Source organism: Bradyrhizobium campsiandrae, from assembly GCF_014529705.1.
Classification (GTDB): domain Bacteria; phylum Pseudomonadota; class Alphaproteobacteria; order Rhizobiales; family Xanthobacteraceae; genus Bradyrhizobium; species Bradyrhizobium campsiandrae.
This window is the reverse complement of sequence record NZ_JAANIH010000024.1, coordinates 90,498-113,903: the sequence shown is the minus strand read 5'-3', so window position 1 is coordinate 113,903 and position 23,406 is coordinate 90,498. Positions and strand designations below refer to the sequence as shown.

Genomic DNA, 23,406 nt, shown 5'->3' with positions numbered 1-23,406 from the left:
CTCAAGGTTTCGGCGGGTGGATGAACGCCCACGGGCTGACTTCCGAATCCCTGGTCACTTCCACCGAGATCAGATACGGCCCGCCATGCGCGAGCGCCTTCTCCATGGCCGCCTTGAACTGATCCGGCGCAGTGACGCGCGCAGCCGCAACGCCAAAGGACTCCGCCAGCTTGACGAAGTCAGGATTGACCAGATCGGAGGCCACCACGCGGCCGTCAAAGCGTTCGCGCTGGTCGCGGCGGACATTGCCATAGGCGTTGTTGTTGAACACCAGCGTCACCACGCCGATGTTGAACTGCACGGCGGTGGCAAGCTCCTGCACGCCGAACATGAAGCCGCCATCGCCTGTGATGGCGACCACCGGCTTGTCAGGGTTCGCGACCTTGGCGCCAAGAGCGGTCGGGAAGCCCGAGCCGAGCGTGCCCTGATAGCCCGAGGTGATGAAGGTGCGCGGCTGGTAGATCGGAAAGCCGTACCAGGAGGCGAAGCCGACTTGCGACAATTCGTCGGTCACGATCGCGTTCGCCGGCAGCACCTCGCGCAAGATGTTGAGGTAGGCCATCTGCGGCTGGACGCGCTGGATCTCGGCTTGCGCCGCCGCGGTCGCCTCGCGAATCGCTCCGCGGCGGCCGGAGGTCTTGCTGTAGCCGGCCTTGCGCACGGCAGCCGCGAGATCGGCGGTCGCGGCCTTGGCATCGGCGACGATGGCGATATCCGAGATGAAGCGCCGCATCTCGACCGGATCGATGTCGATGCGGATGCTCTTGAGGCCGGCGGGTTGGTAGGACCAGCGCGACATGGTCGGCAGCTCCAGGCGCGTGCCGATCCCGATCATGAGATCGGTGTTCGGCCAAAGCTTGTAGGCGGCAGCCATGGTGAGGCCGAGCTCATGTGCGTTGGAGACGATGCCGCGGCCGCTGCGGAAGGCCACGACCGGCGCGTCGATCATCTCGGCGAGCTCGAGGATCTCCTCGCCGGCCTCGATCGCGCCGCTGCCGACGAAGATCATCGGTGCCTTGGCGGCCTTGATCAGCGCGGCCGCCTGTCTGATCGTGTCGGGGTCGGCCAGCGGCGCCGGCAGCGGCTCCAGCACTTGCGCTGCGGCCGTGGCAGCGCGCTGCGTGAAGATATCCCAGGGCATTTCGACCGAGGCTGGGCCGCGGCGCCCAGAGGTCATCTCCTGGAAGGCGCGCGCCACGGTGGTCGGCGCGTTGCCGGGCGCCTCGATGCGGTCCGCCCACTTCACATAGGTGCGCAAGGTGGCGAGCTGGTCCGGCATCTCGTGCAGATGGCCGCGGCCCTTGCCCAGGAATTGCGTCGGCACCTGGCCGGTGACGCACAGCACCGGCTCGTTGCAGCCGAAGGCGGTCAGCAGCGCGGCGCTGGCGTTGAGCACGCCGGGGCCGGGCACCACGCTGAACACGCCGGGCCTGCCGCTCGCGCGCGCGTAGCCGAACGCCATGTAGCCGCAGGCCTGCTCGTGCCGCGCGCCGATCACCTTGAGCTGGGCCTGGTGAAAGGCGTCGAACAGGCCGTAGATTTGCGCGCCGGGCAGGCCGAATACGGTGTCGACGCCGTGGGCGACGAGCCCGCTTACGATCGCTTCGCCGCCGGTGAGGGTGGTCATTGCATCATTCCATTCGTGTTGTCGTTCAGGCTTCGTCGACGACGCCGTTGCGCAAAGTGCCGATGCCCTCGGCCGCGACCTCGATGACATCGCCCGGCTTCAGGTACCGCGGCGGATCGAACCGTGCACCCGCGCCGGTCGGCGTCCCCGTGACGATGACGTCGCCGGGAACCAGCGTCGCGAAGGTCGAGATATAGCTGATGAGATAGCGGAGCGGAAATATCAGCCGGCTGGTACGGTCGTCCTGCCTGAGCTCGCCATTGACATGCGTGGTCAGCTTGATGTCGGCGATCTGGGCTTCTTTCGTGTAGGGCACCAGCCACGGCCCGAGGCTGCCGCTGGAATCAAAGTTCTTGCCTTGCGTGACGTTGAACTTGGCGTGGCGCAGCCAGTCGCGCACCGACCCCTCGTTGCAGAGCGTGAGCGCGGCGATGTGGTCGAGCGCGGCGCTCTCCTTGATGTGCCGGCCTTGCTTGCCGATCACCAGCACGATTTCGCCCTCATAATCGAGCTGCGCGGAGGCGCGCGGTCGCACCAGCGGCGTGTCGTGGCCGACGAAGGACCGCGGCGAGCGCATGAACATGCTCGGATATTTCGGCGCTTCCTGGCCGTCCTTGTACTCGGCGTTACGGTCGGGGTAGTTGACGCCGATGCAGATGATCTTTTCCGGCGCGGGCACCGGCGGCAGCCAGGTGATCTCACTGAGCGCGTGGACCGGCGTGCGGCCGGCGGCTTCCTCGGCAAGGCTCACGAGCTTGCCGGCGGCAATCACCTCGCGCAGCGTCGGATAGACTTTTGCATAGCGCGCGGAGAGGTCGACCATGCCGCCCTCGAGGACGGCGCCGTAGCGGATATCACCGTTGACGGAATAGGTGGCGAGGCGAGGGAGCTTCATCGGTCAATCCGCCACCAGCACGTCGGCCACGAATTTCGGCTCACGCACGGCCTGGCCCGTGAAGGGCGAGCCCTGCTCGAACCAGGACCGCGGCGCCGGCGCCCCCCACAAGGTCTGGCGGCGCGGATCGCGTAGCGACCAGCGCAGCGGCTCGTGGTCGTGATCGCCGGTGAAATAGTCGCTGGTGTAGAGCTCGAGGCGGTGTCCGTCGGGATCGCGCACGTAGAGGAAGAATGCGTTCGAGATGCCGTGACGGCCCGGACCGCGTTCGATGTTCTTCACGAATCCCTGGGAGGCCATGACGTCGCAGAGATGGATGATGTTCATTGCCGTCGGCGTCCAGTAAGCGAAATGGTGCAGCCGCGGGCCCTTGCCGTTGGTGAAGGCGAAGTCGTGGACGTTGCCCTTGCGATGCATCCAGGCCGCCGCAATGCGTCCGTTCGGCCCGTCCTCCTCGGCATATTCGGAGAGGCGGAAGCCGAGCCGCGCATAGAAATCGACGGTGTCCTGCACCTCGGCGGCGAAGACGTTGAAATGGTCGAGCCGCTGCGGGTGGCATCCCCGGTAGAGGTCGTAGCGGCGCAAGAGATGCGGCCGGCGCTCCATCGTCGCATAGAGCTCGAGCTGGAAGCCGAAGGGGTCGGTGAATTGCAGCGTGCGGCCCTGGAACGGCTGGTCTACGAAGGCATGAGCGACGCCGTTCTCGGCAAAGAATTTTGCGGCCTTGTCGAGATCGCCGTCATTGCCGACCTTGAAGCCGAGCCTGTTGCAGGCGGGTGCAGCCGCCTTGCGCAGCACCAGCGAGTGATGCTGATGCTCTTCGGCGGCGCGCAGATAGACGAATGTGTCGTCGGCATCCTCGACATGCAGGCCGACGGTGGTCTCGTAGAACTCGCGGCTCAGCTTCAGGTCGGTCACGTCGAGCACGACGTGGCTGGAGCGGATGATGTTGAACGGCGGCTCGAAAATGTGTTGCGGTACCGGCATTGGCGTTTCCCCAGGCAATGACGAACGTCAGATTCCCAGTTTCTGAATCTTGTGCGTGCCCCGCGCCAGCGAGACGTGCTTGGTCTCCATGTAGAAGTCGAACGAGTAATCGCCGCCGTCGCGGCCGATGCCTGAGGCCTTCATGCCGCCGAACGGCGTCGGCAGATGGCGGACGTTCTCCGAGTTCAGCCAGATCATGCCGGCTTCCAGCGCGTCCGCGACGCGCAAGGCACGGCCGACGTCGTTGGTCCAGACGTAGCCGGTGAGGCCATAGCGGATGTCGTTGGCGATCTCGATCGCATCCTTCTCGTCCTTGAAGGGCAGCACGGTGAGGAAGGGGCCGAACACCTCCTCCTGTGCCACGCGCATCTTGCCGTGCGCGCCGGTCACCAAGGTCGGCTCGACATAATGTCCGCCGCCCGGTCCGTCATGGGCCTTGCCGCCGACCGCGATCACGGCGCCGTCCTGCCGCGCCACGTCGAAGTACGAGCAGACCTTTGCCAGGTGCCGTTCGTGGATCAGCGGCCCGATCTCGGTGGCGGGATCGAGGGGATGGCCGACCTTGAGCGCCTTCACGCGGGCGGTCAGCTTCTCGACGAACTTGTCGGCGATGCTCGCCTGGACCAGCAGGCGGCTGGAGGAGGTGCAGCGCTCGCCGTTGAGCGAGTAGATCATGAACACGACGGCATCGAGCGCGCGGTCGAGATCGGCATCGTCGAACACGATGACCGGATTCTTGCCGCCGAGTTCGAAATGCACGCGCTTCAGCGTCGGCGCGCCCTGAACCATGATCGCCGAGCCGGTCGCGCTCTCGCCGACGAAGCCGATCGCCTTGATGGCGGGGTGCTCGGTCAGCGCCTTGCCGGCTTCTTCGCCGAATCCGTGCACGGTGTTGAGCACGCCGTCGGGGACGCCGGCTTCCTTGACGAGCCGCACCAGAATGGAAGCCGTCACCGGCGACCATTCCGCCGGCTTGTGCACGACGGTGCAGCCGGCGGCGAGGGCAGGGGCGATCTTCCAGGTCGAGAGCATGAACGGCGTATTCCACGGCGTGATCACGCCGACCGGGCCGATCGGCACGCGGGTCGAGATGTTCCAGTGCTCGTCGCTCGGCGTGTTGAGGCCGTCGCGGGCTTCAGCGCATTTGTCGGCGAAGAAGCGGAAGTTCTCGGCGGCGCGGATCGCGGCCTTGGCCATGAAGCGATAGGCTTGTCCCGTGTCGATGCATTCGAGCACCGCGATGTCTTCGGCGTTGTCCTCGATCGCATCGGCCACCCGATGCAGCAGCTTGCGCCGCATCGCAGGTCCGATGTCGCGCCAGGTCTTGAAGGCGAGGGAAGCGGCGGTGGCCGCGGCGTCGATGTCCTCGGCATTGCCGCGGGCGACGCTGGCGAGCACAGCGCCATCGACCGGCGACCTGGTCTCGAAGGTCTGGCCCGAGATCGAGGGCACGATCTTGCCGTCGATCATGTGGCCGATGCCGTCCGCCTTCAGCTTCTTCAGCAGCGGCGCGAGGCGGTCGCGATTGGCCTGGAAGACGTCGGCTTTCGGCGTGGGCCTATCCATGGGCAGCCTCCACTTTCAATGCGTCGTGGATATTGTTGCGCTTCCAGCTCATATCCTTGTCGTTGATCTGCATGTCGAACGACAGGGCGAACTTGCTGGCAGCGAAAACGGGATCGAGATGCTTTGAGAGCGCCTGGAAGACGTGCTCCCCGGCCTTCTGGCGTGTCGGCAGGTCGCGGCCTTCGCCGATCCGCAGCACCATGTCGAGAAAGCCGTAATCGTGCCTGGCATCGGCAATCGCGTAATGTTCGCATCTTATGGCGCGGACGCGGATGCCACCGAGCGGGAAGATGCCGGTCTCGACCGCAGCCTTGCGCACGACTTCGCAGACAGCGCCGATGTCGAGCCGGCTGTCGAGATTGGCCGAATATTCGATCGTGAAATGCGGCATCGCGGTTTCACTCCCTGTATTTTTGTCGCTCAGGCGAAGTAGCAGCTGACCGAGCCGTAGGCGCCATAATCGGCCTGAATTGTGTCGCCCTTGCGGGTCTCGATCGGACGGATGAAGGAGCCGGCCAGCACGACCTGACCGGGCTCCAGCGCAAGGCCGAGCGGCGCGATCTTGTTCGCAAGCCACGCGACGGCGGTCGCGGGATGGTTGAGCACCCCGGCGGCAAGGCCGGTCTCCTCCAGCTGGCCGTTCTTGAAACAGAGCGCGCCGATCCAGCGAAGGTCCGCGTCCAGCGGGCGGATCGGCCGTCCGCCAAGCACGATGCCGGCATTCGCCGCGTTGTCGGCAATGGTGTCGTAGATCTTGCGCGTCGCCTTGGTCTTGGGATCGACGCGCTCGATCCGCGTATCCAGGATCTCCAGCGCCGGCACGACGAAGTCGGTGGCGTTGAGCACGTCGAACAGCGTGCAATCCGGCCCTGTGAGCCGCTTGCTCATGATGAAGGCGAGCTCGGCCTCGACCCGCGTTGCGATGAAGCGCTCGGTCGGAATGATCCCGCCATCGGCAAAGAACATGTCGTCGAGCAGCACGCCGGAGTCGGGTTCGTCGATGTTGAGTGCGCTCTGCATCGCCTTGGAAGTCAGGCCGATCTTGTGCCCTTTGACGATCCGCCCCTCGGCGATCTTGATGTCGACCCACGCCTTCTGAATCGCGTAGGCATGGCCGATGGTGATATCCGGAAAATCCTGCGAGAGCTGGCGGATCTGCACGCGGCTCTTCTCCGCCTGGTGCAGACGATCAGCGCAGGCTTGGATATCGTCTTTGGACAGCGGCATCGGGGATCCGACAAAAATCTTGGCGCTGCGAGATACTTAACATGTTAAGTGAATGCGTCAAACACAATTCCGGCTTGCTGCACTGCAAACGTTTCGCGGTCTGAAAAGGGCAACATGGCGAAGAAACCGGCTGATCCGAACGTAAGCGCGCCCGCTGTGCGCCAGGTGCCGATGCGCGACTTCTCGCGCTCGCTGCCGATGTCGCTGCTCAGGGCGCGCGAGGCGGTGATGCGGCAATTTCGCCCATCGCTGCGCGAGCACGGCCTGACCGAGCAGCAATGGCGCATCCTGCGCGCGCTCGCGGCGATCGGGGCTGCCGAGGTCACGGAACTCGCGCGCACCGCATTTCTGCTCGGGCCGAGCCTGTCGCGCATCCTGCGCGATCTCGAGGCGCGCCATCTGATCGAGCGCAGGACGGCGAAGGCGGATCAGCGCCGCAGCATGGTCTCGATCTCGAAGGAAGGCGTGAAGCTGATGGCCTCGGTGGCACCGACGTCGGAAGCGATCTATGCCGAGATCACCCAGCGCTTCGGCGCGCGCAAGCTGGCCGAGTTGCAGCAGATGCTCGGAGAGTTGGAGGCGTGCCTTGCTTCCGGGGATGCACGTGACGAGATCACGGACGATGCGTGACGGCAAATTTGCATGATGACTTGCCCATCACGCATGCCTGCCGTCGCTGCTCAGCTCTTGGGCAGCGCGCGTGACGCACAATGCGCGAAAAGCCCGAATAAGCCGGCTGAGAATAGATCGCCGCCGCGGGGGTTAGCACCTTCGGGGTGTGGCTCTCCGTCCTTAGTCGATGACTGCTCAATATCAATTTACTCACGCCGGGAGAATCCGTAAGTAGCATCCGGCTCTGTATTCAGACACAAAGCCAAACAAAGAAGGGCCGACAAGGATGCCCGGTCCCAGGGAGGAACGAATGAGACTGACGAGACGCGACTTCGCTGCCGGAATTGCTGCCGGCATTGCCGCGCCCTACCTCATCAAGAGCGCCCATGCGCAGAGCGCCACCATCAAGATCGGCATGTGCGCGCCCGTCACGGGTCCCGCCGCGGAATCCGGCGGTTACGCCATCAAGGGCGCCAAACTCGCGCTCGAAGCCGTCAACAAGGCCGGCGGCATTCTGGGGAAGCAGGGCGAGCTGATCATCGAGGACGACCAGACCACCAATCCCGGCATCGTGCTCGCCTTCTCGAAACTCGCCGCGCAGCCCGATATCGTCGGCTTCCTCGGTTCGATCCGTTCGACCCAGGTCCATGCGATCTCGCCCGACGTCATGAAGCTCGGCAAGCCCGTGATGATCGGCGGCACCGATCCGAACCTCACCCATATGGGCAATCAGTGGCTGTTCCGCTTCCGCCCCAATGACAGCTATTCCGGCCGCGTCATCGCCGAGTACGGCGTCAGCACGCTCGGCAAGAAGAAATGGGCCGTGCTGCACTCGACCGACGCCTTCGGAACCGCGGGCGGCAAGGCGCTGACGGAGGCGCTGACCAAGCTCGGTGCGCCGCCGGTGCTCGATCAGGGCTATGCCAACCAGAGCCAGGACTTCACGCCCGTCGTGCTCGCGATCAAGCAGTCCGGCGCCGACATTCTCGGCTCCTACTTCACCTTCGAGAACGACCTCGGCATCTTCGCCCGTCAGCTGCGTCAGCTCGGCGTCAACATCCCGTGGGTCGGCTCGCCCTCGATCGTCAACATCACCGCGCTGAAGCTCGCCGGTCCCGCGCTCTACAACACCTATGGCGTCGCCGACTATGCCGAGGATTCCAGCGAGGGCTCGAAGGCGTTCGGCAAGATCTACCGCGATGCGGTCAAGGTCGCGCCCGACAACCAGAGCTCCTGGACCTTCGATGCGATCAACGTGTTGTCGGCGGCGATCAACAAGGCAGGGTCCACCGATCCGGCCAAGATCCGCGAAGCCATCCTGTCGACCAAGAAGTTTGCCGGCGCCGAGGGCGAATACAATTTCGACCAGAACGGCGACGGTCTGCACGGCTACAACATCGTGAAGAACGACAAGGGCAACATCGTTTTCGACAAGCACATCGAGTTCAACGACTAATCGGGTCAGGGACGCACGAACGGATGGGCTCTCTCCCCCACAAGGGGGAGAGAGCCCTACCACCTTCCGCGTGGCATCAGAAGCAGCCGCGTTCTCTCCAACAGAAGCTTGTCATGGATCTCGCCCTCCAATTGCTCTTTACCGGCATCGGTATCGGCGCCGTCTACGCGCTGGTTGCGCTCGGCTTCGTGCTGATCTTCCGTGCCACCAACGTGGTGAATTTTGCCCAGGGCGAATTCTCCATGGTGGCGGCCTATCTGATGGTCGTCGCGGTCGAGGCCGGTCTGCCCTATTGGGCGGCCTTCATCGTCGCGCTGCTCGGCATGGCGCTGCTCGGTGTCGTGTTCAATCTCGGCGTCTATTATCCCTTGCGCCACCGCACCTATCTGCCCGTGATCATCGCCACCATCGGCGCCTCGATCCTGCTGGCGAACTCGGTGCTCGCGATCTACGGCCCGCAGCCGCAGGTGCTGCAGGGCTGGTTCGACACCCCAGGCATTCAGCTAGGCCCCGTCTATCTCGACAGTCAGTATCTCCTCATCATCGGCGTCACCATCTGCCTCGTGATCTTCAATTTCTGGTTCTTCGAGAAGACGCTGCTCGGCAAGAAGCTGCAGGCGACCTCGCAGGACAAGGAGATGGCCTCGCTGCTCGGCATTTCCGTGTCCACCATGATCATGATCACCTTCATCTATTCGGCGGTGCTCGGCGGTCTTGCCGGCATCCTCGTCGCGCCGGTGCTGTTCGTCTCGATCCAGATGGGCTCGACCATCGCGCTGAAGGCGTTCGCGGCCACCATCATCGGCGGCTTCGGCGACGTCGCCGGCGCGATCATCGGCGGCCTTGCGCTCGGCGTGATCGAGACCTTTGGCGCGGCCTACATTTCAGTGCCGTACAAGGACGGTTTTGCGTTCCTGGTTCTGGTCGCCTTCCTGGTGTTCCGGCCGCAAGGCATCTTCGGCGAACGCGTGGCGGAAAAAGCATGAGCGCTCCCAGCGACAACATGCCGATCCCGGCGCCCGCCATCCGTTCGAAACCGCTCGTGATCCGGCACTTGCCGTATTTCATCGCCGCGGCGATCCTGGTCGTGCTCGCGGCCAACATGCGCTTCGACGGATATGTCCACAACATCCTGCTACAGGCCACGACCTTCGCAATTGCCGTGTTCGGGCTCTCGGTGGTGCTCGGTCTGTGCGGCCAGATCAACCTGGCGCAGGCCGCCTTCTTTGGCCTCGGCGCCTATGCCGTGGGTCTCGGCACCAACGATCTGCATCTCAGCTTCTGGCTGTGTCTCGTCGGCGGCTGCGTGATCTCGCTGCTCGCAGGCGCCTTCCTCGGCATGTCGACCTTGCGGCTCGGCGGGCACTACCTCGCCATGGTGACGATCTCGTTCCAGCAGATCGTCACGCTGGTGATGATCAACGCGATCTGGCTGACGCACGGCCCTGACGGCGTCTCCAACATCAAGCGGCCGGACCTGTTCCAGACCTCGCAGAGCTATCTCGCCTTCTGCGTCGCGATGCTGGCGATCGTCGGTTACCTGGTCTGGCATCTCGCCGATACGAAACTCGGCCGTGCCATGCGCGCGGTACGCGACAACGAGCTTGCGGCCGGCGTCAACGGCATCGACGTCTTCCGCACCAAGATCTACGCCTTCGCGCTCTGTGCACTGTTGGGCGGGCTTGCGGGCGGATTGTTTGCCGGCGGCTTTGCCTATGTCAGCCCCGATCAGTTCTCGTTCGCGGAATCGATCGTGTTCCTGACCATGTCGCTGCTCGGCGGCGTGGCGTCGCCGATCGGGTCCGCGATCGGCACGGGTCTTCTGATCCTGATCCCGGAATGGCTGCGTTTCCTCAAGAGCGTGCCGGGGCTGTATCTCGCGATCTACGGCCTGTTCGTGATCCTGATCATCCGCTTCATGCCCGACGGCATCTGGGGCTTTGTCGCGGATGCCTTCACGCGCTGGCGTGCCAAGGTCAAGGCGGTGCCGGCGGCGGCCGCGTTGCAGTTGAAGCCGGCGAGCATTGGTGGCGACATCGTGCTGGAAGTCACCGGCCTGTCGAAGCATTTCGGTGGCCTGAAGGCCGTCGACGGCGTCGACATCGCGGTGAAGCGCGGCGGCGTGCACGCGCTGATCGGGCCGAACGGCTCGGGCAAGACCACGACGCTCAACGTGCTCTCGGGGCTCTATGAGGCAACCGCTGGCAAGATCGTGCTCGACGGCACCGATATCACCCACATGCCGCCGCATCAGCGCACGGCTTCCGGTCTCGGCCGCACCTTCCAGAACATCCGTCTGTTTCGCTCGATGACGGCGCTGGAAAACGTCGAGATCGGTGCGGAGCGGCCGGGCAACACGATGGTCGGGAAGGGCGACGACGCCCTCACCGAGCGTGCGATGGAGGCGCTGACCTTCGTCGGGCTCGGCAGTCGGGCCAACGAGCTGATCTCGAGCTTCTCCTACGGCCATCAGCGCCTGATCGAAATCGCGCGCGCGCTGGCCTCGAACCCGACGCTGCTGCTGCTCGACGAGCCCGCAGCCGGCCTCAACTCGACCGAAAAGCTGGAACTGCACGAGCTGCTCAAGCGTATCGCAGCCCAGGGTCTCACCATCCTGATCATCGATCACGACATGACGCTGGTGTCGGAAGCGGCCCAGCACATCACCGTGCTCAATTTCGGACGCCGCATCGCGGACGGCGAATCCATGGCCGTGCTGCGTCATCCCGACGTCGTCTCCGCCTATCTGGGGAGCGAATGATGCCGTTGCTCGAAATCCGCAATCTCGTGGTGCGCTACGGCGAGATCGAGGCGCTGCGCGGCGTGACCTGCGCCGTGGAGCAGGGCCAGGTGGTGACGCTGCTCGGGGCCAACGGTGCCGGCAAGTCGACCACCCTGCGCGCGATCTCCGGCCTTGCGAAACCGACCTCCGGCGACATCCTGTTCGACGGCCAGTCGATCGCAGGCCTCGGCCCGGAGGCGATCGTCCGCATGGGCATCAGCCACGTGCCGGAAGGACGCCGCGTCTTCCCGGGTCTCACCGTGAAGGAGAACATCATGCTCGGCGCTTCAAATCGCCGGGCGCCGACCTCCGAGATTTCGCGCGAGGCCGATGCGATGTTCGATCTCTTCCCTGACATCCGCAAGTTCAGCAACGCGCTTGGCTGGACCCTGTCAGGCGGCCAGTTGCAGATGGTGGCGGTTGCGCGCGGGCTGATGGCCAAGCCCCGGCTCTTGCTGCTGGATGAGCCCTCGCTCGGGCTTGCCCCCGTCATCGTGCAGGCCGTGTTCAAGATCATCTCCGAGATCCGTCGCAACACCACCGTGCTGCTGGTGGAGCAAAACGCGCGCATGGGCCTGTCGGTGGCCGATTACGGCTATGTGCTGGAGACCGGCCGCATCGTGCTCGGCGGCAAGCCCGACGAGCTCTGGGGCAATGAGGCCATTCGCGCCGCCTATCTCGGCGGCCATGCCAAGGCGAGTGCCTAGCCGGGACGGTTCCGGGCGCAAGATCCGGACCCTGCGCCGCGAGAGGCATCCCTTGCCGGACGAACCCGGGCGGCGATACTGTCGCCGCCCGCGAGGCTCGCGCCCGGCGGGCAAGCGCATAGGTCTTGCGTCATTGCGAGCGTAGCGCGGCGGTCCGGTTGGCGCTAACAACAGGCGTGCTGTCGCGGCGCTCGGCGTGGTGCCGAAGGTCCCAACAACGAAGAAGGAAGGCAACGTGGCGAACAAGGTCAAGGAAATCTGGAAGTCGGGCAAGGCCGTGGTCAACGCGTGGCTCGCTATTCCCTCCGGCTTCTCGGCTGAGATGATCGCGCAATGCGGCTTCGACAGCGTCACCGTCGACATGCAGCATGGCGTGCAAGATTATCTGTCGATGGTGCAGTGCTTCCAGGCCATGGACAAGCACCCGGTCACCCCGATGGTTCGCGTGCCCTGGAACGAGCCCGGCATCATCGGCAAGGTGCTCGATGGCGGCGCCTATGGCGTGATCTGCCCGATGGTCAACACGCCCCAGGAAGCCAGGAACCTCGTTTCCTATTCGAAGTACCCGCCGCAGGGCGTCCGCTCCAACGGCCCGATCCGCGCCGGCATGTACGGCACCGCCGGCTCCTATCAGAAGACCGCGAACGCCGACACCATCCTGCTGCCGATGATGGAGACCAAGACGGCGGTCGAGAACATGGAGGCGATCCTCGACGTCGAGGGCATCGACGGTGTCTATATCGGCCCGTCCGACCTCGGCTTCTCCTACGGCCTCGAGCCCAAGCTCGACCGCACCGAGCCGGAGATCCTGGCGATCTACGAGAAGATCATCAAGGAATGCGGCAAGCGCGGCCTCAACCCGGGCATCCACTGCAGCGGTGCCGAAGGCGCGGCGCGCGCCATCAACATGGGCTTCAAGCTGGTCACCCTTTCGAACGAGGTCGGCCTGATGACCACCTACGCCAAGATGCAGGTGAATGCGACCCGCAAGGACTCGGGCGGCAAGGCCTGACAAGTCTCGCGAATGGCGAATGGGGAGTAGCGAATGGCTACTCCCTTTTTCCAATCGCCACTTCCCATTCGCTATTCGCCTCCGAAGGAGATTCGCCATGACCATCAGCCCCGTGATCCGCCTGCATCCCGCTGATGGCGTGCTGATCGCGCGCGCCAGCCTGCCGCCGGGAACATTGGTGGCCGACGGCGTCACCACGGTCGAGCGCATTCCCTCCGGCCACAAGGTCGCGATCAAGCCGATCGCGGTCGGCGAGCCCATCATTCGCTACGGCCAGATCATCGGCTTTGCCACCCAGGCCATCGCGCCGGGCCAGCACGTGCACGTGCAGAACTGCGGCATGGGCGACTTCGCCAAGGACTACGCCTATTGCGTCGACGTCAAGCCGACACCGAATTTCGACCTGCCGGCGACCTTCGAAGGCATTCGCCGCCCTGATGGCCGCGTCGCCACGCGCAACTATATCGGCATCCTCACCTCGGTGAATTGCAGCGCGCATGTCGCCAGCCTCGTTGCCGACGTGTTCAAGAAGAACCCCTTCACCGGCGACAATCCGCTGGCCGATTTCCCCAATGTCGACGGCGTGGTCGCGCTCACCCACAAGACCGGCTGCGGCATGACCCAGAACGAGCCGCTGGCGCTGCTCCGCCGCACGCTCGGCGGCTATGCGCGGCACGTCAATTTCTCCCACGTCATCGTGCTTGGCCTCGGCTGCGAGGTGAACCAGATCGGCGGCCTGATGGAGGAGCAGAAGCTTGCCGGCCGCCTGCGCGCGATGGACATCCAGGAGGTCGGTGGCACCCGCAAGACGGTGGAAGCCGGCATCGCCTTCGTGCGCGAGGCACTCGCTGACGCCAACAAGGTCAAGCGCGAGACCGTGCCGGCGAGCGAGCTCGCCGTGGCGCTGCAATGCGGCGGCTCGGACGGCTATTCCGGCGTGTCGGCCAATCCGGCGCTGGGTGCGGCCAGCGATCTCGTCGTGCGCCACGGCGGTACGGTGATCCTGTCCGAGACGCCGGAGACCTATGGCGCCGAGCACCTCTTGACGCGCCGCGCGGTGAGCCGCGAGGTCGGCGAGAAGCTGGTCGACCTGATGCGCTGGTGGGACGAATACACGACGCGCGAAGGCGCCGAGATGAACGCCAATCCGAGCCCCGGCAACAAGGCCGGCGGCCTCACCACCATTCTGGAAAAGTCGCTCGGCGCGATGGCGAAGGCGGGCACCACCAACCTCGTCGAGGTGCTGCGCTATGCCGAGCCGGTGACCAAGCGCGGCTTCGTGTTCATGGACACGCCGGGCTACGATCCGGTTGCCGCCACCGGCCAGGTCGCCGGCGGCGCCAACCTCGTCTGCTTCACCACCGGCCGTGGCAGCGTGTTCGGCTGCAAGCCGGCGCCGTCGATCAAGCTCGCCACCAACACCCCCATGTACAAGCGCATGGAGGACGACATGGACGTTAATTGCGGCACCATCCTCGAAGGCGAGGAGAGCGTTCAGCAGTGCGGGGAGCGCATCTTCGACCTCATCCTGAAGACGGCGTCGGGCCAGCCGACCAAGAGCGAGAGTTTCGATTTCGGCGGCGCGGAGTTCGCCCCCTGGGTGCTCGGCGCGACGATGTGATCGCGCGCAGGCCACTGCGGAAATCTGCAGGAGCTGCGAGTGGCAGACCCGTAAATCTACGGAGGCGACCGTAGCCGAACGGGTTCCCGTGCTCACCCATGCTTAATGGTTCCTGTCGTAATCCTGCAGGCGAGGTGGGCTCACTCCTTCGAGGCGTTGCCCTTCGCAAGGATGAAACGACGATGACGCGTGCGATACGGCCGACCGGCGTGGAAAGCTTCCTCGGCGAGGAGGAGCTGATCGTGTCCAAGACCGATCTCAAGGGCCGCATCACCTACGCCAACGACGTCTTCATCCGGATGGCGAAGTACTCCTGGCAAGAGCTGATGGGCGCGCCCCACAGCCTGATCCGGCATCCCGACATGCCGCGTGCCGTCTTCAAGCTGCTCTGGGACACGCTCCAGGCCAAGCAGGAGATCTTCGCCTATGTCGTCAACCTGGCGAAGGACGGCAGCCACTACTGGGTGTTCGCCCACGTCACGCCGACCTTCGACGAGCGCGGCAATATCGTCGGCTACCACTCCAACCGTCGCAAGCCGGATCCCGTGCAGATCGAGCGCATCAAGCCGATCTACAAGACGCTGTGCGCGGAAGAGGCGCGGCATGCCAATGCCAAGGAGGGCATGCACGCAAGCTTCGATGCGATGGTCGGACTATTGAAGCAACAGGGTGTCGGTTACGATGAATTTGTGCTCTCTCTCTAAGGCGCAAGGCACGACCGCGCTCGCGTGTGGCCTTGCCGTCGTTGCCTTCGCCCTCTCGCTTCTCGGTTTGACCGGAATCCCCGCTGCGGCATTGCTCGGCGCGACCGTCGTGCTGCTCGGTTATGCCGTTTGGTGCCAGCATCGCACCGCGGTCGCCGTCGACGAGGTCGCCGATGTCTGCCGCAAGGCGGCGGGCGGCGATCTCGAAGCACGCATTCTCAGTGATCGTCAGGCCGGGCGGATCGGAGCGATCCAGAAATCGGTCAACGACATGCTCGACATCACCGATGCCTTCGTCCGCGAGGCCTCGGCGTCGATGGAGTATGCGAGCCGCGGCAAGTATTTCCGCAAGATCCTCGCCCGCGGATTGCCCGGCTCGTTCCGCCGTTCCGCCGTCGTCATCAATTCCGGCACCGACAGCCTCGGTCGTCGCGTGGTCGAGATCGCGGGCCTCGCCAAGCAGTTCGGCACCCATCTCGATCAGGTCGCAGGCACGCTGATGGGCGCCGCGACCGATCTCGAATCCGACGCGGGCCAGATGGCGGCGGCGGCCGAAAAGACCAGCCGGCAGACCTCCGGCGTGCTCAGCGCCTCCGACCAGGCCTCGCGCAACGTCGCCACCGTCGCCAGCGCCGCCGAACAGCTTGCGTCCTCGATCGCCGAGATCGGTCGCCAGGTGAACGGTTCGACCACGAGCACGGGGCGCGCCGTCGACGAGGCCAATCGTGCCGGCGCCGAGATTCGCAGCTTGGCGGATGCCGCGATGCGGATTGGCGACGTCGTCAAGCTGATCAGCGAGATCGCCTCGCAGACCAACCTGCTGGCACTCAACGCCACGATCGAGGCGGCGCGGGCAGGGGAGGCCGGCCGCGGCTTTGCGGTGGTGGCCTCCGAGGTCAAGAGCCTCGCCAACCAGACCGCGAAAGCGACCGAGGAGATCAGCGCCAAGGTCGGCGAGATGCAGCATTCGACCACCAACTCGGTCGCGGCCGTCGAGGCGATCGCGCAGACCATCGCCGAGATCAACGGCATCACCGCTTCGATCGCGACCTCGATCGAGCAGCAGGGCCTCGCCACCCGCGAGATTGCCCGCAACGTCCAGGAGGCCTCGGCCGGCACGTCGCAGATGTCCTCCAATGTCACAGGCATCAGCGAAGCTGCCTCCGACACCGGTCGTGTCGCTGCCCGCGTCAACAGCGCCTCGGAGCGCGTCCACGGCGAGGTCGAGACGCTCCGGCGCGAGGTGACGCAGTTCCTGCAGCGGCTGACCTCGGCGGCGTAAGGCTCGCGCCAGGGGCACGCTGCCTTTCCTTCTTCCCTTGTGGGAGGAGGTGGCGCGACGCGCCGTAGCCCACAAGGGGAAAGGGGAAGCACCGCGGGCTTGGCACACATTCGTACCCGGCCCGCACCTTGCATAGGCACGGTCTGCCCGTTGTTAGTGCTTGATCGCATTCACGTCCGGTGTTCTGCTCAAAAAAGCTGCTGGAGCACCGCACCCCGTGTCGATCTACGTCGCATTACACCACGTCACGCACTACAAATACGACCGCCCGATCGACCTGGGACCGCAGACCATCCGCCTGCGGCCGGCGCCGCACACGCGCACGCCGATCCTGAGCTATTCGCTCAAGGTCACGCCATCCAATCACTTCGTGAACTGGCAGCAGGACCCGCAGGGCAACTGGCTCGCTCGCTACGTCTTCCCGGAGAAGACCACCGAGTTGAAATTCGAGGTCGACTTCACGGCGCAGATGACGACGGTCAATCCGTTCGACTTCTTCGTCGAGCCTTACGCCGACAGTTTCCCGTTCGAGTATCCGAAGGATCTCAAGACCGAGCTCGCGCCATATCTCGAGACCATCAAGCCCGATCCCCAATTCGCGAAATATCTGGCCTCGATCCCGCGCGAGGCGCCGAACACGGTCAACTTCCTGGTCGATCTCAATCGCGAGCTGCAGAAGAAGATCAGCTACATCATCCGCATGGAGCCGGGCGTGCAGACGCCGGAGGAGACGCTCACCTCCTGCGCCGGCTCGTGCCGCGACTCGGCCTGGCTGCTGATCCAGACCTTTCGCCATCTCGGCCTCGCTGCCCGTTTCGTCTCCGGCTATCTGATCCAGATCCGTCCCGACATCGATCCGATCGAGGGACCGCCTGAGGTCGAGAACGACTTCACCGATCTGCACGCCTGGGCCGAGGTCTATCTGCCGGGCGCCGGCTGGATCGGGTTCGACGCGACGTCGGGCATGCTCGCGGGCGAGGGGCACATCCCGGTTGCCGCCACGCCGCATTATCGCTCGGCGGCGCCGATCTCCGGCGGTGCCGGCTTCGCCGAGGTCGAGTTCTCGTTCGACATGAGCGTGAAGCGCATCCGCGAGGCGCCGCGCATCACAAAACCGTTCTCCGACGACTCCTGGGCCCGGCTCAACGATCTCGGCGAGCTGGTCGACGGCGATCTCGCCGCGCAGGACGTGCGGCTCACCATGGGCGGCGAGCCGACCTTCGTGTCGGTGGATGATCTCGAAGCGGCGGAGTGGAATACGGAAGCCGTCGGCCCGACCAAGCGCGCGCTCGGCGACGATCTGATCCGGCGTCTGCGCACGCGCTTTGCGCCGGGCGGCCTGCTGCATTACGGCCAGGGCAAATGGTATCCGGGCGAGAGCCTGCCGCGCTGGGCGTTCGGCCTCTACTGGCGCAAGGACGGCGTGCCGATCTGGAAGAACGCCGACCTCATTGCCAAGATCGAAAATCCCAAACGCGCCATGACCGAGGACGCCGAGGATTTCATGGAAGGCACGGCGGCTCGCCTCGGTCTCGATCCCGGCTACATCATTCCGGCCTATGAAGACACCGCCTACTGGCTGTTGAAGGAGGCCGAGCTTCCTCTCAACGTCGATCCCTCCGACTCCAAATTGTCCAACCCGGAGGATCGCGCGCGCATGGCGCGGGTGTTCGACCAAGGGCTCCGCAAGCCGCGCGGCTACGTGCTGCCGGTGCAGCGCTGGAACGCGCCGCCGCGCTGGCGCAGCGAGCGCTGGCAGCTCCGGCGCAATCATCTGTTCCTGATGCCGGGCGATTCTCCGCTCGGCCTGCGCCTGCCGATCGGCTCGCTCGGCTATGTGCCGCCCAATCAATATCCCTACATCGTCGAGCAGGACCCGATGGAGGCGCGCGGCAAGCTGCCGGTGTTCACGCTTCCGGAGCGGCCGAAAGCACCGCGGCGGGTCGCGCCCGAGCAGCTCAACACCTCCATTCCGGTTCGCACCGCGCTGTCGATCGAAGTCCGTGACGGCGTGATCTGCGCGTTCATGCCACCGGTCGAGCGCATCGAGGATTATCTCGAGCTCGTCGCGGCGGTCGAAGCCACGGCCGAGGAGATGCAGCTCCAGGTCCATGTCGAGGGCTATGCGCCGCCATTCGATCCGCGCATCGAGGTCATCAAGGTGACGCCCGATCCTGGCGTGATCGAGGTCAACATCCAGCCGGCGCAGAGCTGGCGCGATGCGGTCGAGATCACCTCGGGCCTCTATGAGGATGCCGGCAAGGTGCGCCTCGGCGCCAACCGCTTCCTGGTCGACGGCCGCCACACCGGCACCGGCGGCGGCAACCACGTCGTGATCGGAGGCTCGAGTCCGCAGGATTCGCCGTTCCTGCGCCGGCCTGACCTCCTCAAGAGCCTCGTGCTGTACTGGCAGCGGCATCCGTCGCTGTCCTATTTCTTCTCAGGTCTCTTCATCGGCCCGACCAGCCAGGCGCCGCGCATCGACGAGGCGCGCCATGACAGCATCTACGAGCTCGAGATCGCGCTTTCGCACGTGCCGCCGCCGGGCTACCAGACGCCGCTGTGGCTGGTGGACCGCCTGTTCCGGCATCTGCTCGTCGACATCACCGGCAACACCCACCGCGCCGAGATCTGCATCGACAAGCTCTATTCGCCTGATGGCCCGACCGGCCGGCTTGGCCTCGTCGAATTCCGCGCGCTCGAAATGCCGCCGGATCCGCGCATGTCGCTGGCGCAGCAGCTCCTGATCCGCGCGCTGATCGCAAAGTTCTGGCGCGAGCCGCAACAAGGCAAGTTCGTGCGCTGGGGCACCGCGCTGCATGACCGCTTCATGCTGCCACATTTCATCTGGGAAGATTTCCAGGACGTGCTCTCCGAGCTGAAGAGCTCGGGCTATCCGTTCGAGGCCGAATGGTATCTGGCCCAGCTCGAATTCCGCTTCCCCGCCTTCGGCCGCGTCCATCATGGCGGCGTGACGCTGGAGCTGAGGCAGGCGCTGGAGCCCTGGCATGTCCTCGGCGAAGAAGGCTCGGCCGGCGGCACCGTGCGCTATGTCGATTCGTCCGTCGAACGGCTTCAGGTCAAGGCGGACGGATTCGTCGAGGGCCGCCACATCGTCACCTGCAACGGCCGCCGCCTGCCGATGACCTCCACCGGCCGTTCGGCCGAGGCCGTGGCCGGCGTCCGCTTCAAGGCCTGGCAGCCGGCTTCCGGCCTGCATCCGACCATTCCGGTCCACGCGCCGCTGACATTCGATCTGATTGATACCTGGAACGGCCGCTCGCTCGGCGGCTGCGTCTATCACGTCGCCCATCCCGGCGGACGCAGCTACGACACCAAGCCCGTCAACACCTACGAGGCCGAGGCGCGGCGGCTGGCGCGCTTCCAGGACCACGGCCATACGCCGGGGCCGATGCAGCCGCCGCCCGAGGAACGCACAAATGAATTTCCGCTGACCCTCGACTTGCGGACCCCGCTTCTGCAATGAGTATGATGGTGGGGCAGGGAGAGGCGCATGGGCGAGGGGGCAGCCGAACAGGACGACAAGGCGGGTAAGGCGCAAAGTCAGCGCGACGGCCAGCGCCGCCTCGCGCAATGGGTCCGCGATTATCGCCGCCTGCCCGGCATTCCCGACGAATTTCTCGGGGCCGATGGGGCTCCGCGCGCGGTCTGGGGCCGCTTCTTCGACGCCTTCGGCGCGCTCGCGCCCGACGAGGTCGAACGGCGCTTTGGCATGGCCGACCGTCACCTCCGCGAGGCCGGCGTCACCTATCGTGCGCCCGGCGACTCCGCCGACCGGCCGTGGTCGCTCAGCCATCTTCCGCTCCTGATCGACGAGGCCGACTGGAAGCAGCTCTCCGCCGGCATCACTCAGCGCGCCGAGCTGCTCGAGCTCGTGCTGCGCGACATCTATGGCGAGGGGCGGCTGGTCGCGGAGGGCGCGCTGCCCGCCGGCGCGATCGCCGGCAGTCCCGAATATCTGCGCGCCGTCTGCGGCGTGCCGCCGCCGGGTGGGCGCTACCTTTCGATCTATGCCGCCGACGTCGGCCGGGGGCCTGATGGCCGCTGGTGGGTGCTCGGCGACCGTACGCAGGCGCCGTCGGGCGCGGGCTACGCGCTGGAAAATCGTCTGGTGCTGTCGCGCGCCTTTTCCGATCTCTACAAGTCGATGAACGTGCCGCGCGTCGCGCCGTTCTTCGAGGCGTTCCGCGATAGTCTGCGCGCGCGCGCCGATCGTGACGAGCCGCGGATCGGCGTGCTCACGCCCGGCAGTTTCAGCGAAACCTATTTCGAGCATGCGACGCTGGCGCGCTATCTCGGCTTCCTGCTGGTCGAGGGCGACGATCTCGCCGTCAGCGACAACAGGGTCCATATCCGCACCGTTGCCGGCCTCAAGCGGCTCGACGTGCTGCTGCGCCGCGTCGATTCCAATTCGCTCGATCCGCTGGAGCTCGATGCCTCCTCGCATCTCGGCGTGCCCGGCCTGATCGACGTGCTGCGCAAGGACGGCGTCGTCGTCGCCAACATGCCGGGCTCGGGCGTCCTGGAGGCGCGGGCACTGCTCGGCTTCCTGCCGGCGCTCAGCCGCCGCCTGCTCGGCGAAGATCTGAAGATGCCGCATATCGCGACCTGGTGGTGCGGCCAGAAGTCGGCGCGTGACGAGGTGTTGTCGCGCCTCGACGAGGTCGCGATCGAAGGCGCCTACCAGCGCGGCGTGCCCGGCTTCGACCGCAACGGACCGGTGCTGGCGAGCGAGCTCGATGGAGCAGGCCATCAGCGCCTGGTCGAGGCCATCAGCGCGCGCGGCATGGATTATGTCGGCCAGGAGGTGGTGCGGCTCTCCACCATGCCGGTGTGGGAGCAGGGGCAGCTCACGCCGCGCCCCTTCGTGCTGCGGGTGTTTGCGGCGGCAACGCCTGATGGCTGGGCCATCATGCCGGGCGGCTTCTGCCGGATCGCCGAGCAGGCCGATGCGCGCGCGGTGTCGATGGGTGACGGCGCGCGTGCGGCCGACGTCTGGGTGGTCTCGGAGAAGAAGGTCTCGACCGCCTCGCTGCTGCCGGCGACCGACAAGGTGCGGATCCGCCGCATCGCCGGCGTGCTGCCGAGCCGTGCCGCCGACAATCTGTTCTGGCTCGGCCGCTATCTCGAGCGCGCCGAAGCGACGCTGCGGCTGGTGCGCGCGTTGGGCTCGCCGAGCGGGCCCAACAAGGGCACCGCGGCCTCGCTGCAATCGGCCGAACGGATCCAGCGCCTGCTGGTGACATGGGGCGCGATCTCGCAGACCTCGCGCGCGGCGCCGGGGCGCATCGTCGCCGAAGCGCTGCAGAGCGAGGCGCGTTTCGGCTCGGCGCTGTCGCTGGTGCGCGCGGCGCAACGCACCGCCACCTCCCTGCGCGAGCGGCTGTCGCCGGATGCCTGGCAGGTCATCATCGAGATGGCGGAGCGGCTGTCCTACGAGGTCGAGGACGACGACAGCGTGCTGAGCGCGGCCGAGCTGACCTTGCAGGAGCTGGCGAGCTTCGCAGGGCTGGCGCAGGAGAACATGAACCGCGCCGCCGGCTGGCGCTTCCTCGATATCGGACGCCGCGCCGAACGCGCCATCAACACGGCGCGTTTTGCCCGGCAGTTTGCCTATGACGAGGCCGACGACGAGGATCTCGATATCCTTCTGACGCTGGTGGATTCCCAGATCACCTATCGCTCGCGTTATTTGCTGGCGCCGATCCTGGCGCCGGTCCGCGACCTCGCGGTGCTCGACAGCTACAATCCGCGCTCGGTGGCGTTCCAGGTCGCGACCCTGAACGAGCATATTGCGGCCCTTCCGAGCTTGAAGGAGCACGGTCTGATCGAACGGCCGCAGCGGCTTGCGGTGGCGATACAGTCCATGCTGGCCACGGCCGAGGCCGAGAAGCTGGAGGTCAAGACGCTGTTCGCGCTGGAGCAGGATCTGCTCAGCCTCGCCGAGGCGATCGGGCTGCACTATTTCCCGCATGGTCCGAATGCGAGCCGGCCGGAAAAGCTGACGGGGCTGGCGTGATCTACGACATCAGCCACGTCACCACCTACGAATATGAGAGCCCGGTCAGCTTCGCCCGCTGCACGCTGCGGCTGGAGCCGAAGGACGGCAACGGTCAGGAGCTGATCTCGCACAAGGTCGAGATCCGTCCGCGTCCGTCCGAGCGCAACGTCCGCCGCGACTTCTTTGGCACGCTGACCGAAAGCGTCGTGATCGAGGCCGCGCACCGCAATTTGCGCATCGACTCGCGCTCGCGTATCTCCGTGTCGCGCAAGCCGCCGGCGCGCGACGCCGTCAGCCCGTCCTGGGAGAGCATCCGCGACATCGCCTTCGAGGCCACGAGCCTCGGGCCATCCTCGCCGGTCGGCTATGTCTTTGCGAGCCCCCTGGTGCCTGTTCTGCGTCCCGTCAGTGCCTATGCGGCGTCGAGCTTTGCGCCCGGCGAGGGCATCATCAAGGGCGCGGTCGATCTGATGCATCGCATCCGCGCCGAGTTTCGCTACGATCCCAAGGCCACCGTGATCTCGACGCCGCTCAACGAGGTGTTCGACAAGCGCCACGGCGTCTGCCAGGACTTCGCCCATGTCATGATCGCAGGCCTGCGTGGGCTTGGCCTGCCGGCGGCCTATGTCAGCGGTTACCTGCGCACCATTCCGCCGCCGGGCCAGCCGCGCCTGCAGGGCGCCGACGCCACCCATGCCTGGGTGTCGCTGTGGTGCGGGGCCGAGCTCGGCTGGATCGATTTCGATCCGACCAACGATCTGCTCGTCGGCAACGACCACATCGTGCTCGCGGTCGCTCGCGACTTCTCCGACGTCTCGCCGGTCGACGGCATCATCGTCGGCTCGCCGAAGCAGAAGCTCGGCGTTGCCGTCGACGTGCTGCTGGTGGAGTGATCCGTAGTTTCAC

Annotated in this window: 18 protein-coding genes; 12 read left to right on the top strand and 6 right to left on the bottom strand. The window is 65.6% G+C overall.

The window, feature by feature from the left end:
- Position 1 precedes the first annotated feature (1 nt).
- From G8O24_RS19485 to hpaH, 6 genes are read right to left on the bottom strand one after another with little or no spacing between them, the layout of a single operon-like run.
- Positions 2-1,627 (bottom strand): thiamine pyrophosphate-dependent enzyme, encoded by a 1,626-nt coding sequence (locus G8O24_RS19485; protein ID WP_188102071.1) that lies wholly within the window; start codon positions 1,625-1,627, stop codon positions 2-4.
- 25 nt (positions 1,628-1,652) lie between these two features.
- On the bottom strand, positions 1,653-2,522 hold the full coding sequence (locus tag G8O24_RS19480; protein ID WP_188102069.1) for a fumarylacetoacetate hydrolase family protein: 870 nt from the start codon (positions 2,520-2,522) through the stop codon (positions 1,653-1,655).
- A 3-nt stretch (positions 2,523-2,525) separates the two neighbouring features.
- Positions 2,526-3,509 carry a 3,4-dihydroxyphenylacetate 2,3-dioxygenase gene (gene hpaD / locus G8O24_RS19475; RefSeq protein WP_188102067.1) on the bottom strand — a complete coding sequence of 328 codons (984 nt, stop codon included), beginning with the start codon at positions 3,507-3,509 and terminating at the stop codon, positions 2,526-2,528.
- Positions 3,510-3,536: 27 nt separating this feature from the next.
- Positions 3,537-5,075, bottom strand: a complete 1,539-nt coding sequence (hpaE, locus tag G8O24_RS19470) for a 5-carboxymethyl-2-hydroxymuconate semialdehyde dehydrogenase (protein ID WP_188102065.1) — start codon at positions 5,073-5,075, stop codon at positions 3,537-3,539.
- On the bottom strand, positions 5,068-5,466 hold the full coding sequence (locus G8O24_RS19465) for a 5-carboxymethyl-2-hydroxymuconate Delta-isomerase (protein ID WP_188102064.1): 399 nt from the start codon (positions 5,464-5,466) through the stop codon (positions 5,068-5,070). The genes hpaE and G8O24_RS19465 overlap by 8 nt, the downstream gene beginning before the upstream one ends.
- A gap of 29 nt (positions 5,467-5,495) precedes the next feature.
- A complete protein-coding gene (gene hpaH, locus G8O24_RS19460; RefSeq protein ID WP_188102062.1) occupies positions 5,496-6,302 on the bottom strand; it encodes a 2-oxo-hept-4-ene-1,7-dioate hydratase in 807 nt (268 codons plus the stop codon).
- 114 nt (positions 6,303-6,416) lie between these two features.
- On the opposite strand from hpaH, the gene hpaR reads away from it, so the two are divergent.
- The 12 genes from hpaR (at position 6,417) to G8O24_RS19400 (ending at position 23,393) form a co-directional block, all read left to right on the top strand.
- Positions 6,417-6,932, top strand: a complete 516-nt coding sequence (gene hpaR / locus G8O24_RS19455; protein WP_188102060.1) for a homoprotocatechuate degradation operon regulator HpaR — start codon at positions 6,417-6,419, stop codon at positions 6,930-6,932.
- A 292-nt stretch (positions 6,933-7,224) separates the two neighbouring features.
- Complete coding sequence (locus G8O24_RS19450) at positions 7,225-8,370, top strand: ABC transporter substrate-binding protein (RefSeq protein WP_188102059.1); 1,146 nt, start codon at positions 7,225-7,227, stop codon at positions 8,368-8,370.
- A 113-nt stretch (positions 8,371-8,483) separates the two neighbouring features.
- The gene (locus G8O24_RS19445; protein ID WP_188102057.1) at positions 8,484-9,356 is read left to right on the top strand and encodes a branched-chain amino acid ABC transporter permease; all 873 of its coding nucleotides are present in this window, start codon (positions 8,484-8,486) and stop codon (positions 9,354-9,356) included.
- The gene (locus G8O24_RS19440) at positions 9,353-11,131 is read left to right on the top strand and encodes a branched-chain amino acid ABC transporter ATP-binding protein/permease (RefSeq protein WP_188102055.1); all 1,779 of its coding nucleotides are present in this window, start codon (positions 9,353-9,355) and stop codon (positions 11,129-11,131) included. Before G8O24_RS19445 ends, G8O24_RS19440 begins: the two co-directional genes overlap by 4 nt.
- Positions 11,131-11,859 carry an ABC transporter ATP-binding protein gene (locus G8O24_RS19435; RefSeq protein WP_188102054.1) on the top strand — a complete coding sequence of 243 codons (729 nt, stop codon included), beginning with the start codon at positions 11,131-11,133 and terminating at the stop codon, positions 11,857-11,859. Before G8O24_RS19440 ends, G8O24_RS19435 begins: the two co-directional genes overlap by 1 nt.
- 235 nt (positions 11,860-12,094) lie before the next feature.
- On the top strand, positions 12,095-12,871 hold the full coding sequence (locus G8O24_RS19430; RefSeq protein WP_188102052.1) for an HpcH/HpaI aldolase family protein: 777 nt from the start codon (positions 12,095-12,097) through the stop codon (positions 12,869-12,871).
- A 97-nt stretch (positions 12,872-12,968) separates the two neighbouring features.
- Positions 12,969-14,492, top strand: coding sequence for a UxaA family hydrolase (locus tag G8O24_RS19425; protein ID WP_188102050.1), 1,524 nt, complete (start codon positions 12,969-12,971; stop codon positions 14,490-14,492).
- 182 nt (positions 14,493-14,674) lie between these two features.
- Positions 14,675-15,196 (top strand): PAS domain-containing protein, encoded by a 522-nt coding sequence (locus G8O24_RS19420; RefSeq protein WP_188102049.1) that lies wholly within the window; start codon positions 14,675-14,677, stop codon positions 15,194-15,196.
- Positions 15,174-16,478 carry a methyl-accepting chemotaxis protein gene (locus G8O24_RS19415; protein WP_188102047.1) on the top strand — a complete coding sequence of 435 codons (1,305 nt, stop codon included), beginning with the start codon at positions 15,174-15,176 and terminating at the stop codon, positions 16,476-16,478. Before G8O24_RS19420 ends, G8O24_RS19415 begins: the two co-directional genes overlap by 23 nt.
- Before the next feature lie 217 nt (positions 16,479-16,695).
- Positions 16,696-19,965: a transglutaminase family protein gene (locus G8O24_RS19410; RefSeq protein ID WP_188102045.1), complete on the top strand. Its 3,270-nt coding sequence runs from the start codon at positions 16,696-16,698 to the stop codon at positions 19,963-19,965.
- A gap of 27 nt (positions 19,966-19,992) precedes the next feature.
- Positions 19,993-22,518: a circularly permuted type 2 ATP-grasp protein gene (locus G8O24_RS19405; protein WP_188102044.1), complete on the top strand. Its 2,526-nt coding sequence runs from the start codon at positions 19,993-19,995 to the stop codon at positions 22,516-22,518.
- Positions 22,515-23,393, top strand: a complete 879-nt coding sequence (locus G8O24_RS19400; protein ID WP_188102042.1) for a transglutaminase family protein — start codon at positions 22,515-22,517, stop codon at positions 23,391-23,393. The genes G8O24_RS19405 and G8O24_RS19400 overlap by 4 nt, the downstream gene beginning before the upstream one ends.
- Positions 23,394-23,406: the final 13 nt, after the last annotated feature.

Excerpts from the sequence above, each read along its gene's own strand:
- G8O24_RS19420 (WP_188102049.1), top strand. The coding sequence starts at position 14,675 with ATGACGCGTGCGATACGGCCGACCGGCGTGGAAAGCTTCCTCGGCGAG.
- G8O24_RS19415 (WP_188102047.1), top strand. The coding sequence starts at position 15,174 with ATGAATTTGTGCTCTCTCTCTAAGGCGCAAGGCACGACCGCGCTCGCG.
- G8O24_RS19480 (WP_188102069.1), bottom strand. The coding sequence starts at position 2,522 with ATGAAGCTCCCTCGCCTCGCCACCTATTCCGTCAACGGTGATATCCGC.
- G8O24_RS19465 (WP_188102064.1), bottom strand. The coding sequence starts at position 5,466 with ATGCCGCATTTCACGATCGAATATTCGGCCAATCTCGACAGCCGGCTC.
- hpaE (WP_188102065.1), bottom strand. The coding sequence starts at position 5,075 with ATGGATAGGCCCACGCCGAAAGCCGACGTCTTCCAGGCCAATCGCGAC.
- G8O24_RS19435 (WP_188102054.1), top strand. The coding sequence starts at position 11,131 with ATGCCGTTGCTCGAAATCCGCAATCTCGTGGTGCGCTACGGCGAGATC.
- G8O24_RS19405 (WP_188102044.1), top strand. The coding sequence starts at position 19,993 with ATGGGCGAGGGGGCAGCCGAACAGGACGACAAGGCGGGTAAGGCGCAA.
- G8O24_RS19425 (WP_188102050.1), top strand. The coding sequence starts at position 12,969 with ATGACCATCAGCCCCGTGATCCGCCTGCATCCCGCTGATGGCGTGCTG.
- G8O24_RS19450 (WP_188102059.1), top strand. The coding sequence starts at position 7,225 with ATGAGACTGACGAGACGCGACTTCGCTGCCGGAATTGCTGCCGGCATT.
- G8O24_RS19440 (WP_188102055.1), top strand. The coding sequence starts at position 9,353 with ATGAGCGCTCCCAGCGACAACATGCCGATCCCGGCGCCCGCCATCCGT.
- G8O24_RS19445 (WP_188102057.1), top strand. The coding sequence starts at position 8,484 with ATGGATCTCGCCCTCCAATTGCTCTTTACCGGCATCGGTATCGGCGCC.
- G8O24_RS19485 (WP_188102071.1), bottom strand. The coding sequence starts at position 1,627 with ATGACCACCCTCACCGGCGGCGAAGCGATCGTAAGCGGGCTCGTCGCC.
- hpaD (WP_188102067.1), bottom strand. The coding sequence starts at position 3,509 with ATGCCGGTACCGCAACACATTTTCGAGCCGCCGTTCAACATCATCCGC.
- hpaH (WP_188102062.1), bottom strand. The coding sequence starts at position 6,302 with ATGCCGCTGTCCAAAGACGATATCCAAGCCTGCGCTGATCGTCTGCAC.
- hpaR (WP_188102060.1), top strand. The coding sequence starts at position 6,417 with ATGGCGAAGAAACCGGCTGATCCGAACGTAAGCGCGCCCGCTGTGCGC.